This window comes from Granulicella mallensis (assembly GCF_014203225.1).
GTDB classification, from domain to species: Bacteria; Acidobacteriota; Terriglobia; order Terriglobales; family Acidobacteriaceae; genus Granulicella; species Granulicella mallensis_A.
In genome coordinates, this window is record NZ_JACHIO010000002.1 from 271,169 (window position 1) to 286,927 (window position 15,759).

Annotated in this window: 10 protein-coding genes and 1 pseudogene; 6 read left to right on the plus strand and 5 right to left on the minus strand. The window is 56.9% G+C overall.

Annotated elements, in window-relative coordinates:
- Positions 1–44 precede the first annotated feature (44 nt).
- Positions 45–2,210 (minus strand): Ig-like domain repeat protein, encoded by a 2,166-nt coding sequence (locus HDF15_RS26355; protein ID WP_409254856.1) that lies wholly within the window; start codon positions 2,208–2,210, stop codon positions 45–47.
- Positions 2,190–4,097: pseudogene (locus HDF15_RS26360) on the minus strand (protease pro-enzyme activation domain-containing protein); the annotation flags it as partial. The gene HDF15_RS26355 and the pseudogene HDF15_RS26360, both read right to left, overlap by 21 nt.
- 237 nt (positions 4,098–4,334) lie before the next feature.
- On the opposite strand from HDF15_RS26360, the gene HDF15_RS02925 reads away from it, so the two are divergent.
- Positions 4,335–5,444: a sensor histidine kinase gene (locus HDF15_RS02925; RefSeq protein WP_184252760.1), complete on the plus strand. Its 1,110-nt coding sequence runs from the start codon at positions 4,335–4,337 to the stop codon at positions 5,442–5,444.
- A complete protein-coding gene (locus HDF15_RS02930; RefSeq protein ID WP_184252761.1) occupies positions 5,441–6,259 on the plus strand; it encodes a LytTR family DNA-binding domain-containing protein in 819 nt (272 codons plus the stop codon). The genes HDF15_RS02925 and HDF15_RS02930 overlap by 4 nt, the downstream gene beginning before the upstream one ends.
- A 69-nt stretch (positions 6,260–6,328) precedes the next feature.
- Here the strand turns inward: HDF15_RS02930 and HDF15_RS02935 are convergent, their stop codons facing one another.
- Positions 6,329–7,039 (minus strand): MgtC/SapB family protein, encoded by a 711-nt coding sequence (locus HDF15_RS02935; protein ID WP_014265560.1) that lies wholly within the window; start codon positions 7,037–7,039, stop codon positions 6,329–6,331.
- A gap of 890 nt (positions 7,040–7,929) precedes the next feature.
- Between HDF15_RS02935 and HDF15_RS02940 the strand changes: the two genes are divergently transcribed.
- A complete protein-coding gene (locus HDF15_RS02940) occupies positions 7,930–8,205 on the plus strand; it encodes a metal/formaldehyde-sensitive transcriptional repressor (protein ID WP_184252762.1) in 276 nt (91 codons plus the stop codon).
- 112 nt (positions 8,206–8,317) lie between these two features.
- On the opposite strand, the gene HDF15_RS02945 is transcribed toward HDF15_RS02940, so the two are convergent.
- Together HDF15_RS02945 and HDF15_RS02950 are read right to left on the minus strand one after the other, a co-directional pair.
- Complete coding sequence (locus HDF15_RS02945) at positions 8,318–9,472, minus strand: PepSY domain-containing protein (RefSeq protein WP_184252763.1); 1,155 nt, start codon at positions 9,470–9,472, stop codon at positions 8,318–8,320.
- A gap of 20 nt (positions 9,473–9,492) precedes the next feature.
- Positions 9,493–12,654: a TonB-dependent receptor gene (locus HDF15_RS02950; RefSeq protein ID WP_184252764.1), complete on the minus strand. Its 3,162-nt coding sequence runs from the start codon at positions 12,652–12,654 to the stop codon at positions 9,493–9,495.
- A gap of 335 nt (positions 12,655–12,989) precedes the next feature.
- On the opposite strand from HDF15_RS02950, the gene bioB reads away from it, so the two are divergent.
- The 3 genes from bioB to alkB all read left to right on the plus strand — a co-directional run bounded on the left by bioB (position 12,990) and on the right by alkB (position 15,757).
- Positions 12,990–13,922 carry a biotin synthase BioB gene (gene bioB / locus HDF15_RS02955; RefSeq protein ID WP_184252765.1) on the plus strand — a complete coding sequence of 311 codons (933 nt, stop codon included), beginning with the start codon at positions 12,990–12,992 and terminating at the stop codon, positions 13,920–13,922.
- Between the two features lie 555 nt (positions 13,923–14,477).
- Positions 14,478–14,951, plus strand: a complete 474-nt coding sequence (locus tag HDF15_RS02960) for a DUF1772 domain-containing protein (protein WP_311733019.1) — start codon at positions 14,478–14,480, stop codon at positions 14,949–14,951.
- 152 nt (positions 14,952–15,103) lie between these two features.
- Positions 15,104–15,757 (plus strand): DNA oxidative demethylase AlkB, encoded by a 654-nt coding sequence (gene alkB / locus HDF15_RS02965; RefSeq protein ID WP_184252766.1) that lies wholly within the window; start codon positions 15,104–15,106, stop codon positions 15,755–15,757.
- The last annotated feature ends 2 nt before the right edge of the window (positions 15,758–15,759 follow it).

Genomic DNA, 15,759 nt, shown 5'->3' on the forward strand with positions numbered 1-15,759 from the left:
TTCATCTATTGATCCGCGAAGAAACTACAACCTGAAGAATTCGGCTAGTTGACCGTTACGTTTACCGTGCTGGTCTGCGCACCCACACCTGTTGCCGACGAAGTCACCGTAATGACATAGGCGCCGGCGGTCGTACCGGAACTGGTGGGGCTGCTACCGGTACCGCCACCGCTCGCGGCTGAGTGGCCACCACCGCAGCCGATGATCGAGCCTAATGAAGCCAGCACAATCAGCATCGACAGCAACCGCAGGTACCGGCGACGGCGTGTGGGCACAAGCAGGAAGACACCGAAAGCGAGGAACGTACCGCTGATACCGCGCAACAGGTCACGAGACCTGTCGAGCGAACTAGTCGTGCGAGCCGTAGAGCTGACCGTCAGCACGGAAGATGCTGCAGCCGCGCCTGTGATACTCACCGAAGGCGGAGTCATCGCACAGGTAATCGGATCGACAGCACCCGCAGGCGAACTGGTTACAGCGCACGCAAGACTGACGGTGCCGGTATATCCACCCGCCGGAGTCACACCGATCGTTACGGCGTTGCCGCTGGAGGCGCCAGCCTGGATACTGAGGGCTCCGCTATTGGTGAGCAAGAGACTTGCTGCAACCGCAGCCGTAACCGTCACCTTCGTAGTCGTGGATGCCGTGACCTTGCCGGTCGCCGCATCCGTGCCGGAGATCGTTACGGTGTAGCTGCCCCCACTAGTCGACGCCGTCGAATTGACTGTCAGCGTCCCGGTCGCCACGCCTGTGCCTGTGATGTTGACCGTCGCGGGCACACTGCACGTGATGGGACTGGTCGCATTTGCAGGTGTCGAAGTAACCGCGCAACTCAGATTCACTATTCCGGCAAATCCGTTGTTCGGTGTGGCAGAGATCGTGGCTGTGTTGCCGGTGTTACTTCCAGCGGTAATCGCGATGGTACCGGCCTTCAGAGTGAAGCTCGCCTGCGAGACAGTGATGCTGCTTGTGGCCGAAGACCCCTGGTAGTTGCTATCGCCTGAATAGGTCGCCGACAACGTGTTGGCTCCGGCAAGAAACTGACTTCCCTGCACCGTAAAGTTCGCATACGAGACAGCGGAGCCATCGGTGGCAACGCCTGTGAGAAGGCTGGAGGCACTGCCGAGCGTGACGCCGTTGGCTGTAAGAGTGATGGTGCCCGTTGGAGCCGTCCCGAGGCTGGTGGTCCCGATATCGACCTGCACCACCTCACTAGCCGTTGAATTCAACGTGGGGCTGGCGTCGAAGACAGACGCAGTCGTAGCTCCTTTGACGACCGTGAAAGCCACGGTATTGCTGGTGTTGGCTTTGTAGCTGGAGTCTCCTGGATACGTGGCAACCACTTTGTGTGTACCCACCACGAACGGATACACGCCTGCTGCCATGCTGGGAAACGAAGCGAAGTTGCCGCTGCTCATCGGTGCGGTACCCAGCGTGGCGCCGTTGTCCGCAATCGTGAAGGTTCCGGTCGCAAGACCGAGTGAGGCGTCATAGCCCTCTGCCGTTCCGTAGACCGACGCATCCGCGAAGATGTAGGAGCCATAAGGAATCGCAGCGAGGTTGGTGAGCGGCGCGCTGCCTCCCGCAGTGCCATAAGCATTCACCGTCAGGAGCGTGCTGCTGGCCTCAGCGGCAATGTTCACATTGATAGGCGTTGAGCTGCTCGCAGCATCCGCGGTATCGCCACTGTAGCGCGCATAGACGGTATACGTTCCGCCTGGCAGTCCGTTGTAGCTGAGAGTGCCCGCACCGCTGCTGATAGGAACGACAACCTGTCCGTTATTGGTAGGCTGAGCCGCACCGGCAGTCTGCGTGGTAACTAACGCGGCTGAACCGGTCGCGGTGGAAGGAGTAACCCCAACGCTGAAGTTCAGGCTGGTGCCATGAGTGACGCTTACCGGCAACGTGGAGCCGTCGATCTTCAGCGATATAGACGTGCCGCTCGCAGCAACAGAGCTCCAGTTGGATAGCATGGCGGACGCGTCGACGCTGCCGAGGCCGGACGCAAGATCGTAGCCAGTGCCCGCATCGTAACCGGTCGTAAAGCCGTTGGAGCCGCAGTTGGGGCTGCCACTGGCGCACACCACGGCGTTGTTGCCCGTAGTCACGTCATGGAAGACGGTGGCGTACTGGCTTGCTGCAAGCTGATAGAGCACATCGTTCGCCTGACCGAGGCGAGATCCCGTAGCCTGCACGACGAGCGCAAGCATGCCGGCAAATGCGGGGGTAGAAGCTGAAGTGCCGCCAGCGCCGGAGAACGTCGAACTCGATGTGAACGCGCTGTTGGTCATCTGGCAGTCAGGCCCTGAAAACGCCGAACCGGCGCCACAGACAAGCCATACTGCGCCATACAGGCCATTTCCTGCCATGAATGCAACGTCGGGCAAATCGCGCTTACCGTCTGCTGGTGTCAGCGCTGTCTGGAACGCGGGCTTGCTGAAGACGGAACTTACGCCACCGCCACCACCGATAATGTCGGTGGCTCCTCCGCTGGTAAGAGGAGAATTATTGGCCAGCGCACCGTTCGAAGAGGTCGAGTCGTTCCACGGCAGCTCTGGGATGTACTTCAGAGCTGTGCGCCAATACGGCGCCGCACCACTGTAGGGAGATCCATTCAACGAGTCCTGCACATAATCAGTGAAGTTTGTGCCGAGAATGTCATAGTCCGTGCCGCCCACAGAAACGTTGTAGGGCGTAGAACCGATCCCGTTCACCGCGAGACCCTGCGTCGCTATGGTGGAGTTATCCGCGTCGCAGTTTGCGGCTCCGCTATCGCCTGAGGAAACCGTAACCGTGATGCCCTGTGCCGCGGCCTGCTGGTACTTCTCCGCGAGGAACTGACTTGTCGAGCTTCCCAATCCCGCCTCGCATTCGCCGAAGCTGATGCTGAGCACGCTGACGGTGTTGTCATCCACGGCTCGCTCGATAGCATCGAAGAGCCCGGATGAAAGATCGCTGTCATCCGACGTGTAGTAGTTGATCTTCGCCTTGGGCGCGATGCCGCCAAGCACTTCGAGATCGAGGAAAGTTTCGACCTCATCGCCATTGATACCGGGGTCTGCGCCGTCAATGATGACCGTCGGCAAATTAACGTTGGCAGCGGTCTCGCCAAGGAAGTCCTCGCGGTACAGACTCACAGGGGTCAGGTCGACGTTCGAATCGCCCACAACGCCAACCGTAACGCCGGTGCCGTCATAGCTCGTCCCCGAATAGTTCGGATTGAGCAGACTGTTCGGCACGTTATAGATCGTTGCCGCGTCTGCCGGGTTGATGTAGAGATACGGTGCGCCTGAAGTAGAAAAGAGTGTGAAGTCCGGGCGAATCGTCTTCGTGTTCGCGTCAAACTTAGCGCTCGGCCCCTTCTGTAAAGTGGGGCGCGGATGAAAGTCGTCAAGCCCTACCAGGCCCGCCACCGCAGACGAAAACGCGCGTGGCACCTGCGGCGACGTGGTGTTGGCCATATGCCGCACACCGTCCAGGGAGAGCGAATGAATCTCGGTGTTGAAGGCCTTCTGCGCCTGCGCAACGTTGCCGGAGAACTAAATGAGATTGGCTGCGGCCGAGACCTTCTCCACCGTGAACCCCTGCGACTGCAGCCACGACGAAAGCGTGGCGATGTCGTCGGTAGAAGCCCCAAACGTAGAGCCGAACTGCGCAGGCGTTAGCCATTTGTGGAAGTTCGGCGACGCGGGGTTCTGCACATCGCTCAGGTACTGAGCCAACGCCTGCTGGCGAGTGCTGCTTCGAGCGAGCACTAAGAGCATATGGCGCACGGGGGTAGAACCTGACACAGCACCGAGATCCTGCGACCGTTTTAGCTGCGGGCGAATTTCGTTCGACAGCGGAACCTTATCACCGGCATTGATTGCTGTGGTGATAAGCCGGGCTGCCGGCGAGGTCTGCGCGCGGGCCCCGGCAGAAAGCAGAGTACAAATGGCCAGCGTAGCTACGGTGCAAAGAGAGCGATAGAGTACATTGCGAATCATCGGCCAAACTCCTTCGGAAACATCAGGTACTTCCGTGAACCCCTGGAATGGAACTCTGCGATCATCGACATCCGGGGCCATACGACTTGAGTTGCCAGGCCTGAACGGCATCGCCGATAACGGAGAGGCACGCCGGTGGCAGGCATTGCGAAAATTGTGGGGGTGAGTCTTTGCTTGGGTCTGAGCGTACAACCTGTAACGCTCCTGTAATCCGGCTCAAAGCACGGTATGCGCCGAGCCGTGTACTTCCTGCGCCGAGCCGATGGCTGTAATGCCTGTGTTGTGTGCCTACAATAAAACCACTGGAAAAAATAAATTAGGACCACAGAAAAGAATTGATGAAACCCATTGAATAGAACTGATTCCAATCTGCGTTTTCTACGCTTCTGGCCCTTGCAGTTGATGGGCTGGGGAACCTATTTCGGCGTGAATGTACTGTGCTCTTTGCCGTGGTGGCGCAGACTGGATTACGACGCTTTTCGTGGCGCTTTCCTGCTGAGCAGCTTTCTCGCCAGCTTTCCCATGTACTGGCTTTGCCACTTGCTCTGGAAGCGCCACGCACGCGTTTGGACAGTTGCTCTCGTGTGCATGCTGGCCTCTCTTCCGCTGGGAATGCTGTGCTCGGCGAGTGCCTTTGAAGCCGCCGTGCGGCTCAGCTCGGTACGGCCGCCGTTCAAATGGGTCGATGTCATTACAGCTACGCCCAGCGGATGGTATGCACTGATCGCCTGGAGTTCGTTCTACTTCGGCATCAAGCATTACCTGGCACTTGAGGAGAAGCATCGTCAACTCATCGCGACGGAGATCATGGCGCAGGAAGCGCAACTGCGCGCCCTTCGCTTTCAGTTGCAACCCCACTTTCTCTTCAATACTTTGAACGCGATCTCAACCCTCGTGCTGAATAACCAGACATTCGCCGCCACCGAAATGATCGGCAAGCTCGCGCATTTGCTGCGCAGCACGCTGGACGCGCCCGATCTGCATACGATTCCTTTGAGCGACGAACTCGCGGTTACCGAAGAGTACCTGGCCATCGAGGAGGTGCGTTTCGGAGACCGTCTCACCGTGCGCTGGGACATCGATCAAACGCTCGTCGACACCATCGTGCCGCGGCTCATCCTGCAGCCGCTGGTTGAAAATGCGGTACGCCACGGCATTGCACGCCGACCTCAAGGCGGATTTATTCTGGTAAAGACGCATCGGGAAGGAGACCACCTGGCGTTGCTGATAGAAAACGAGCCACCGGAAGAGTCCGCAGCCATGCTGTTGGATGGCGTGCCACGCATCGGCGGCGTTGGTCTCGAAAATGTCCGCCAACGGCTCGAGCAGATGTATGGCTCTGAGAGCAGCATGCACACCACCACCAACGCCCGTGGCAACTATGAGGTTGCCTTGCGGATGCCACTCTCGATGAACAGAAATAGCAGTGAATACAAGCTGTCGCAGTCAGGCCTATGAAGATCAGGGTACTTGTTGTCGATGATGAACCGCTCGCCAGGCAAGGAGTGGCACTTCGTCTACAGCATCACCATGACATCGAGATCATAGGCGAGTGCGTCAACGGGCGCGAAGCTCAGGAGTTCATCCTCCAACAAAAGCCGGATCTAGTCTTTCTTGATATCCAGATGCCATATCTGAATGGCATCGACCTCCTGCGCACCTTACCGCCCGAAACGCATCCCTTCGTCATCTTTCTTACTGCGTTCGATGAATACGTGCTACGGGCGTTCGAAGTGCATGCGATCGACTACCTGCTGAAGCCGGTCGATGATGCACGCTTCTCCGCGGCGCTACAGCATGCGCGACGAGTTCTAGGCAATCAGGGTGCGGCGGAGTATCGCGAACGCATGCAGAATCTGTTGCGGACAGGCCAGGAAGAGACAACAGAGTCTCCACTTCGCGAGTTCAGCGTGCGCGTCGGCAAACAAGTGCGCTTCGTAAACGTAGACGAGATCGACTGGATAGAAGCCCAGGGCGACTACGCGGAAATCCATGTAGGAACCCGCACGCACCTGATTCGTGAATCACTGAGTGTGCTGAGCAACCGGCTCGACGCCGGCATGTTCATCCGGATCCATCGCGGAGCCATCGTGCGCGTCAACCGAATTGCAAGCATCTCCTCCCTGCCGAACCGTGACTGCTGCGTAACACTGCAGAATGGAACCGCCCTGCGCGTAAGCAGGACCTACAGCGATCATCTGCGCAAGCTGCTGCGGAACAAGGCCGCTCTCCGCATGAATCCCCCATCGACAGATAGAACAACCAACCGGTAGTAGCGGTCTTTGTTATTACTTTCGATGCCTCTGAAATGCGTGCGGAGCAATTCGGCAATGACCACTCGCCTATTCCATTGAAGATTGAACGATCGACCAGCTCAGATTGGAGACCGCGTCTTCAATCGACAGCCGAACCACCACCTGCTCCAGGGCCTCGTTGTTTCTACCCGCAGTCATCACCTCGGCCCGGATATGTGTCTCATCAGTCTGCTCATCCTGCTCCCCGTGGATGGACTGAAGGACCACCGGCAATCGGCTGATCGTAGTAAGCAACAAGGAGCGGATATGCACGGCAACAGAAAGACCGCAGGTAAGGCGAATCTCATAGAGCGTCTCGACGGGAGAGGCATCAGGAAGTACGGGATGAAGAAGATAGGCCAACGGGCGAAGCACCATATTGGTGAGCAAAACTGCAGCCGCCAGAACAAGGGCGAGATTCAGTGAGCCGAGGCCAGTCAGTGCTCCAATTGCGGCAGAACACCAGATTGTCGCGGCGGTGTTGAGGCCGCGCACGTTCGCGCCATCCTTGAAGATAACGCCTGCACCTAGAAATCCGACACCTGAGACAACGTACGAAACAATGCGCCCCCGGGCTGAGGGGTCGTTGTCGAGCAAAAGGCCACACATGACAAACGCTGCTGCGCCCGCAGCAACAAGCGCATTGGTACGAGTACCCGCCATGCGCTGTCGCCACTGACGTTCCAGTCCAACCGTCGCGCCCATTGCAATCGCGAGCAACAAGCGGATGGCAAAGTGGAGTGTGCTGATTCCGATCATGTCTTTCTCCGTTCTGGTGGCTTTGAAGAATGAGGGAGGCTATTAAGCCTCCCGCCGGTGGCATCCTTCACAGCACCAGCGATGCGCCCACCCGTTTGAGCAATAAGAAATGTCGGCGCAACACAGGAGAGAAAAAAGAGAATCGAGACCGTGCGACGGAAGGGTTGGGGGAAACTCTGTGCTCCCTTGAGAACGGCGAGCAGCTTGCTGAAAATCGACATGATGGTATCTCCGCGACGTTTTTGGCACACGTCGAGTGTTCTGGGCGGAACCGCTATCCGGTTCGCCAGTGAGTCTTTCGTCTGCGTCTGTCTGTTACGCAAACACTCAGTTGTTACGGAGCTTGTTCAAAAAGCTCGCGCAGGGGGCAGTGATCCCTTGCTGCGAGCAGAGAGCATCATGCGATGTCGTGCTCAGAGAGGGATGACTACAGGCCTCCGGCCAGGCGAAGGCTCACTTGGAACCGGGTCGTCCATACTTCCTCCTTCGTATCGCAAGCAGTTAGCGAATCTTGTGTAGAAGACCGGAGAGGTCGAGGACGTGGTAGACGTCATCAACATCGCAGGCGTCATGGTCGGCTACGCACAAAGGCGCGTAACCGAGAACGCTTGGCAGATCATCAGTTGGGGGGTGAGGCTGATCGCTCGGACCACGGTCTCACGCGCTCAAATCACAGGTATCATGCCATGATGAGCAGTGAGGAATCGTCGATAGAAAAAGCAAAGCTAAAGGCTTGTTCCAGAATGCTGTTCACGGCACAGGCAGGCACTCGGACTACTAGGAGGCTCTTGTGCTGTATTTGTGGTCATAGGTGTTTCTCGTTCTCCTGCGCGTGAACCTCACGCCTTCCATCTTGTACCATATCCCCCTAGGGTATACCAAGGAGATTTATGTCCCATACCGATAAAGAAAAGCAGAAGCTTATTGCCCGCATCAAACGCATCCGTGGACAGGTAGATTCTATTGAACGCTCGCTGACCGGTGGCGACGACTGCGCTGACATTCTGATGCTCCTCGCCAATGTGCGAGGTGGAATCAACAGCCTTATGGCAGAAGTACTCGAAGATCACATACGATTACATCTATTGACGCCAGAGAGTAAAACGACCAACCCGCATGAACTGGCAGAGGACATGATTGAACTCGTAAGAGCCTACCTGAAATGAGTACAGCGGGCGCATCACCAATCCTGCAGCAACTGCAGGTCTTCACGTCCTGAGCGATTGTCAGCGGAGCAGCCTCTTGCAATAAGTGAGCAAAAGCTCATTTTCTGAAATATTACTGCGACTCTGCCCATGACAGCCTCTTCCACTTCTTGCTCAAGGACCGGTTCCAGTACATGAGCACTCCGGTAATGGCCAGCAAGGGCAAGGCGCAGCCGAGTGTAGCCCAGAGAATTTTGATAGCGAGGCCCCAGTCGTATCCGAAGTGCAATGGACTGAGCCAGAAGATGAACGATCCACCCCAGGTGGTATTGATCCCGCGATGCCAGAGAGCCAACTGTCTGCCTGTTGCCGGATCGAAATAGACATAGTCCATCTGGCTGAAATTACGCGCCGCGCCGCGTGCCATGAGCAAGGTCAAGGCACTCTTGTCACTCCCGGGAAAAAACGCACCGGCGAACCTCGCATTCGGAGAGGATTGCTGCGCCTGTTCGATCATTCGGTGAAGATCTACCCAGGGCCCATCGCCTCGCGGTGGAACGACGAAAACTGGTGGGTTGGCAGAGGCTATCGAAGAAAAATGGTTGACGAAAGATTCGATAGGCTTCGGCCAAACGAAATACACGCCGGTGAAGGCCCACATCGACAGAACCAGCAGCGTCCAGAAGCCGACAGCACTATGGAGGTCGAAGTTAACCCGCCGCCAGCTTCTATGAAGATTGACCTTGAGCCCACGCGTCCAGTGTTTCAGCCCCGCCCACCAGACAAGAGCTCCAGTCGCGCATAAGAGTAGCAGACACCCCGCGCCAATTCCATTGATGATCTCGCCGACGCGACCTCCCAGAAGGCGAAAATGGAGATCGATGATCCAGATCAGCCAGGATCGATCCGGATTGATGGCCCCCACAATCCTCCCTGTATTCGCATCGAGGAAGACATATCGAAAGGTCTTTCCCTCGTGGACGAAGACCTCGAAGTTATCGCCAGGCTTGTCCGGTAGATAAGCGGCAGTGATCTTATATCCGGGATACTCCTTCCTCACGGTTTCGGTTACGGCGGGAAGCTCTGCAGCCTGCTTCCCTGCTTGCGAATCGGTCGCACGCCACAGCTGCGGATAGGCGACATGCTCCAACTCGCTCTCAAAGACGAGAATGGATCCTGTGACTCCGATGACCAGCATGTAGAGGCACAGGACGACGCCGCCCCAGAGATGAATCTGGAACATGGCCATGCGCCACCACACGCGTTGCGGTCTGTCGATAAATCCCATGCGTTGCCGTTCCTTATCTACTAGAAGTGCAACTTCAACGCGACCTGCATCGAACGCGACCCACCGAGCTGGTAGATCGAACTCAGTCCGCCCAACTGGCTGCCGAGCGTGGTGTAAGCCTGACCGAAGAGCGCTCCACTATCGAGAGAGTTGTAGATGGAGCCAAAGCTCGGATGGTTGAAGATGTTATAGGCCTCGGCACGGAACTGCAGCCCAACCCGTCCGCTGAAGGGAAAGTCACGACGAAGCGTCATATCCGCCTGAACCGCATCGAAGCCTCTCGCTGAATTTCGGCCCGCATCGCCCTCGATCACATTGCCGTTGGCATTGTCTTTCTCTTTGAAAGCCAGAGGATTGATCTGACGGCCTGTCGGAGCAATCGGGTTGAAGATATAGAGGGGATTCGAGAGATCCCGGTCCGGATGAAAATGGATTCCCTGTCCTGAGCCGCTGTCGACTGTGGTCTTCGAGAACACATCGACTGGAAGAGCAGAGCGAGCGGAGACTCTGGCATCCAGCGACCAGTGCTTCAACGCATACGAGAGCCACGGATTGTCGTAGTGTCCTGGAACCTCATAAGAGAGCGCCGCCTGGAAGTTGTTGCGGATGTCGAAGTCCGAAGGCCCACGTTCTAATTCGTAGATCGTAAAGTTGGTGCTGGCATCGTCGAGCGAGTGCGACCAGGTATAGGCGAGCAGGCCCTGAAACCCATGCGAAAGCGTGCGCTGAAAGCGAACCTGAAGCGACTGATAGTCAGCGCTGGCGCGGTTCGTGGTCAGGTACAGACCGTTGCCCGAGATGAAGTTCGGATTCCCCAGCAGGTCAGGACTATAGAAGTTCTGCGTGAGCAGGCGGCGCGAGGCTGACGCCACGTAATTGATATTCAGCGTCTGCTGCTCACCAAGGTGCTGCTCTACCGCAGCGTTCCACTGCAGCGTATACGGCGCTTTGAGATGAGGATCGAAGCCCCAGACAGCCACGTTGTACGGTGGATTCGCATTCGGTTGGGGAACGCTGTCGATCTGCGCAGTCGTCAGTGGAAACGAATCTCCGTTGAAGGACTTGAATCCCGTAGTACCCACGCCGTAGTAGCCATCCGCCGCGAGTTGTGTGCCGGTGTCGTAAAAGAGACCTGCTCCTGCACGCAGCACTGTCCCGCTTCCCCGCCCGCTATGCACCTGATACGCCGCCCCCAATCGAGGCGCGAAGTTGGTGTAGACCGTCTGCCACAGAGGACCTCCCTTCGGCGCAAGCTTTACGGTAGCAAGATCGGTGATCTGGTCGACGGTATAAGGCGTGTTGCCATTGGCATCATGCGGTGCCGGATTCAGCTCCCAGCGCACACCATAGGAGAGACTCAGACGATCATTCACCTTCCACTCATCCTGCACGAAGAGCGAGGTGTTCGGGTACACGGCCTTCATGTTGATCGTCTGCTTGTACATGTTGATGCCGTCCGCATGGTTCGCGAGCACCGACGCCTCACTGTAATAAAACCCCACCTCCCAAAGCGGCGGCAGTTCTTCGGAGACCACCAGCCTGCGGTAGTCCACGCCGTACTTCAGATTGTGCCGTCCAAGAGTGTGCGTAAAGGTGTCGACAACATTCACCTGTCTCTCGCGATTCGACTGCGGCTCCAGCAGGTAGTAGGGATAGAGGTCATAGAAGAGGAAGAACGTGAGCCAGCTATTCGATTGCAGGCCCGGGACACCCGACAGATTGAGCGGCGTTGCACCACCGAAGTTGTCGAGAGTACGCGAGGACTTGTAATCGTCGCCCGTGACATTGAATCGAAATTCGTTGTCCATCTTCGGAGTCAACACACTCGTCGCGCCAAGTGTGACTGTCTTCACGTTGATGATGGTGGCGTTCACCTGTGCCAGGTCGGTTGGCTGGCGGGCTGTGCTATTGGAAGGCGAATCGCTGTAGCGACCGAAGATCTTAAACTTGTCGCTGAAGCTATGGTCAATCCGGATGCTGCTGGTGTCGATCGAACTTGGCGCACTGTAGCCAGCCGTATAGTACGACAAACCATTGCCGTTATCCCGCTGCGTGGAGACGGGAAAAGACGCAAGAAACGGTTGCAGCGCCGCCGGAGCATTTTGCCGCAGAAAGGTGCTCGGCACCTCATAGAGCTGCGAGGGCGTCGGATTGGTCAGACGCAACCCTTCGTAGGAAAAGAAGAAGAAGGTCTTGTCGCGGCCGTTGTAGAGATGGGGAATGTCGATAAAGCCGCCGAGCGTGCCGCCAAAATCGTTCTGCCGCAACGCCTGCTTCGCGATCGGCGGGGTGTTCGTATATCCGTTGAACCAGTTGTTCGCGTCGAGCGCATCGTTGCGAAGATAGTCGAACGCCGTGCCGTGATACTGGTTGGTGCCCGATCGCGTCTGAAAGGAAAACTGGCCGCCTGGGGTGCGGCCGTACTCCGCCGAATACGTCGAAGTGGTCGCGCGGAACTCCTGCAACGCATCGATCGATACCAGGCTCTGCGTCGTTCCCAGCGCCGTCTCCCCCGGGGTCGCGCCCCCAAAACCGGCACCAGTAAATCCTGAGGAGGAGACACTAGCTCCAATGTTCGCGCTCACACCATCCACGGTGAAGTAATTCGCTTCAGTGCGCTGGCCGTTCACGCTGAGTTCCCCGCTCTGACCAACTCCCTGCGAGGGAACGATCAGGACTCCGGGCGCGAGCGTCATGAGCGACTGAAAACTTCTGCCGTTGAGCGGAAGATTTTCGACAAACTGCCGGTCGATCACCGTGCTCACGCTGGCATCGGTCGTATTCAGAGTGATACCGCTCCCATCGACGGTGACCGATTGGCTGACCGCACCTGGATGCAGAACGAAATCCAGCGATATCTTGCTGGCGATATTGAGCTTCAGATTCTGAATGATCTCGGTCTCAAAGTTCGGAGCCTGCACCATGATCTGGTAGACACCGGGGAGAAGCGAGGGCGCCAGGTACCGGCCATCACCATTCGACTTCGTCTCCCACTTCACCTGCGTCGCATTGTTGACGATCACGACCGATGCCCCCGGAATGATGGCTTTGGAGGTGTCAGTAACCGTGCCTGCAATTTGCGCGCTCTGCCCCCAGGCCGACTGCGGCGCGAGGACTATGGGGAGAGATAACAGGAAAAAAACGTGCAGAATACGCAATCGAAGAGAAAAACGGCCAGCCATGGAAAAACCTTTCTTGATGCGAGGCTGACGGATTCTTATATCCTGTCAAAAGTCGTCAGCCTTCGGGTTGTCGATCTCCGGACCCTCGCGGCGCTTCGCCAAAAAGACTGCCGCGGGGGTCCTTGTGCTTCTTTTCTGGGGTCTTAGAGACTCTCCCTTAAACTACGACACTTTCAGTCCTATATCAATCTGTGTTGCCATCTCGACAGAGAATGGAAGAATTTCTGGTCGCACAGGAAGAAATTTATAATTTAGCCAATAAACTATCTAGCACCGTACCAAACCATCCTTGTGCTCGCAGCAAGCTGCCCCGATCATCTTCTTTGAGGTGATACGTGGTTGCCGAACACAGGCCTGAAAGTTCAGGTTCGCTCTATCGAATGCCGTTACTTGAACTTATTTCCCTCGCACATCTTGTTCATATCGAGCATCACAATCTGTCGGATATCCAGAAGTGCGTCCTACTATCGATCAAGACCGGCGGCTGTCCCGAGGACTGTGGCTATTGTTCACAGTCGGCTCACCATGAAACGGGTTTGGAGCGTCAGGCACTTCTCTCGATTCAGGATGTGCGCGCGGCTGCACTGCGCGCACGGGAACAAGGCGCCCAGAGATTCTGCATGGGAGCTGCCTGGCGTAGCGCACCCTCTGGCCAATCGTTTGAACAGGTACTGGGGTTCATTCGAGAGGTGAAGAGTTTAGGCCTGGAGGCCTGCGCTACCTTGGGCATGCTTACACCTGAACAGGCGAAGCTGTTGAAAGAGGCCGGGCTGGATGCCTACAACCATAACCTCGACACCAGCCGGGAGTTTTACGGCAACGTCATTACAACGCGCACCTTTGATGATCGTCTCCGAACGATTCAATCCGTGCGAGAAGCAGGAATCACTGTTTGCAGTGGGGGCATCCTCGGGCTTGGCGAAAGTGACGAGGATCGTTGTCGTCTTTTGACCGAACTCGCGAGCATGAACCCACAGCCCGAATCGGTTCCCATGAACTTACTCGTTCCGGTTAAGGGCACACCTCTGGAGCGCGCGGTGCCAGTAAGCAGTACGGTGCTGATCAGAACGATTGCCGTGGCGCGTATCCTGATGCCAAAAGCTCGGATTCGGCTTTCGGCTGGACGCCTCTCCCTGAATCGAGAGGCTCAATTACTAGCTTTTTTCGCCGGAGCAAACTCTATCTTCATGGGGGACAAACTCCTGACGACCCCAAACGTCTCGAAAGATGAAGATGAGAGTTTGTTTGCCGAGATAGGTGGGCTCTAGGGCGTGTCATCAAACTATTCTTGGAGCAAAAGTTGAGCTATGCAAGCAGCTTGATGAGACACGAATCGGAAGGGCACGGTTTCAACCGTGCCGCAAAAGCCGCGTATAGAGGCCCTTTCCACTCTGCCGAAGGCTGAAGTGAAGCCCGCAGGGCGCAACGACTGAATTGCCTTCCTTCGTGCGGCCCAGGCTGCACAAGAACCGCCGGGGACACTTTTGAAGATGCGGCCACCCATCTTGCCGCAAGCAAAGAAAGCGATTCAGTCGCTCCGGCTACGCCTACGCTTCAGCCTTCGGCAGAGTGGAAAGAGGCTTTGTCCCCGCTTTTGCGGCACGGTTGAAACCGTGCCCTTCCGATCTCTGCCTCAATAAACTGACTGCACAGTTCGACTTCGCCCTGGAAGGAGTTTGATGACACTCCCTAGACTGCATTGCAGAGGACGCCTGATCGTTTCCGCACTGGCTATCAGGTAGAGTCACTGCGATCGCAATAGGCTTGAGATTCAGGAGCAATGATAGCCACCCAATGCCGAAGTTTGACGCCAGGGATGTGTGGTGGCGACAATAGGCGTCACGATGAAGACATGGGAGTTGATCAGCATTGTTCTCCTGGCGTTAATGGCCGGGATGTTCCACGGTCCATGGGCCGCGTTGAGCAGGTCGATGAATACCTTCACGCCTGAAGTCTTCCTCGCGATCGTGGACCGGATGAACCGCAACATGGCACCCGTGATGACCGTCCTGATGCCGGCGTCGCTTTTGTCGATTGTCCCTGTCCTGCTCCTCTCCTATCACGAGAGGCCACTGACCTTTGCCCTCAGCGCAACCGCACTCGTTCTCTTTATTGTGGCGCTGCTTGTGACAGTGCTGGTTGAAGTTCCTATCGTCGAAGAGATCGCAACATGGACGGTTTCCACTCTTCCCGCCGACTGGCAGGAGCTTCGCGATCGCTGGCTCAGGTTTCATCTCATCCGAGTGATTGCCGGGCTCGCAAGCCTTGTCCTACTCGTGGTCGGAGCGATCTTCTGAGGCCAGACAATATCCCGAGTCTTTATCACTTGAGCCTTTCATCTTCTATCTCCCGATAGTGAGAGGTTTTACCCCCCTCATAGAGCCGCCTGCTCTCAGGACAACGGCACACCACCGGCATCCTATTTCATGATGCTAACTAGGAGGACATCATGATGCCGACGCTCTTCGATCACCTCGAACAACAGGAGCCCTTGAGCGAGGAGCTTGGGACTGGAACGGCGATCCTGCGTGGCCTCGCGCAAGACCGCGAAGCCCTGATCATGGAAGCCTTGTCTGCCGTGGCGGCAGAGTCCCCTTTCCGGCATATGGTCACGCCAGGAGGCTTCCGGATGTCCGTGGCGATGACCAACTGCGGAGCTCTCGGCTGGGTCACAGACAGCAAGGGGTATCGCTATGCCTCTATGGACCCGGAAACCGGCGGTCCATGGCCAGCGATGCCAAAGGTCTTCATGGACCTGGCGCGGCAGGCAGCCACGCTGGCGGGCTATCCGACCTTCATCCCGGACGCTTGCCTCATCAACCGCTACGAGCCTGGTGCACGGCTTACGCTACATCAGGACAAGAATGAAAACGACTTCGCAGAACCCATCGTGTCCGTGTCTCTCGGGCTTCCCGCCGTCTTCCTGTTTGGAGGACTGGAGAGATCCGACAAAACCATTCGGCTGCCGATAGTTCATGGCGACGTGCTGGTTTGGGGCGGGCCGGCGCGGCTGCGCTATCACGGCATCAACCCGCTCAAGGAGGGGTCTCATCCACTAACCGGCGGATACCGATTCAATCTCACCTTCCGCAAGGCAGGCTGAAG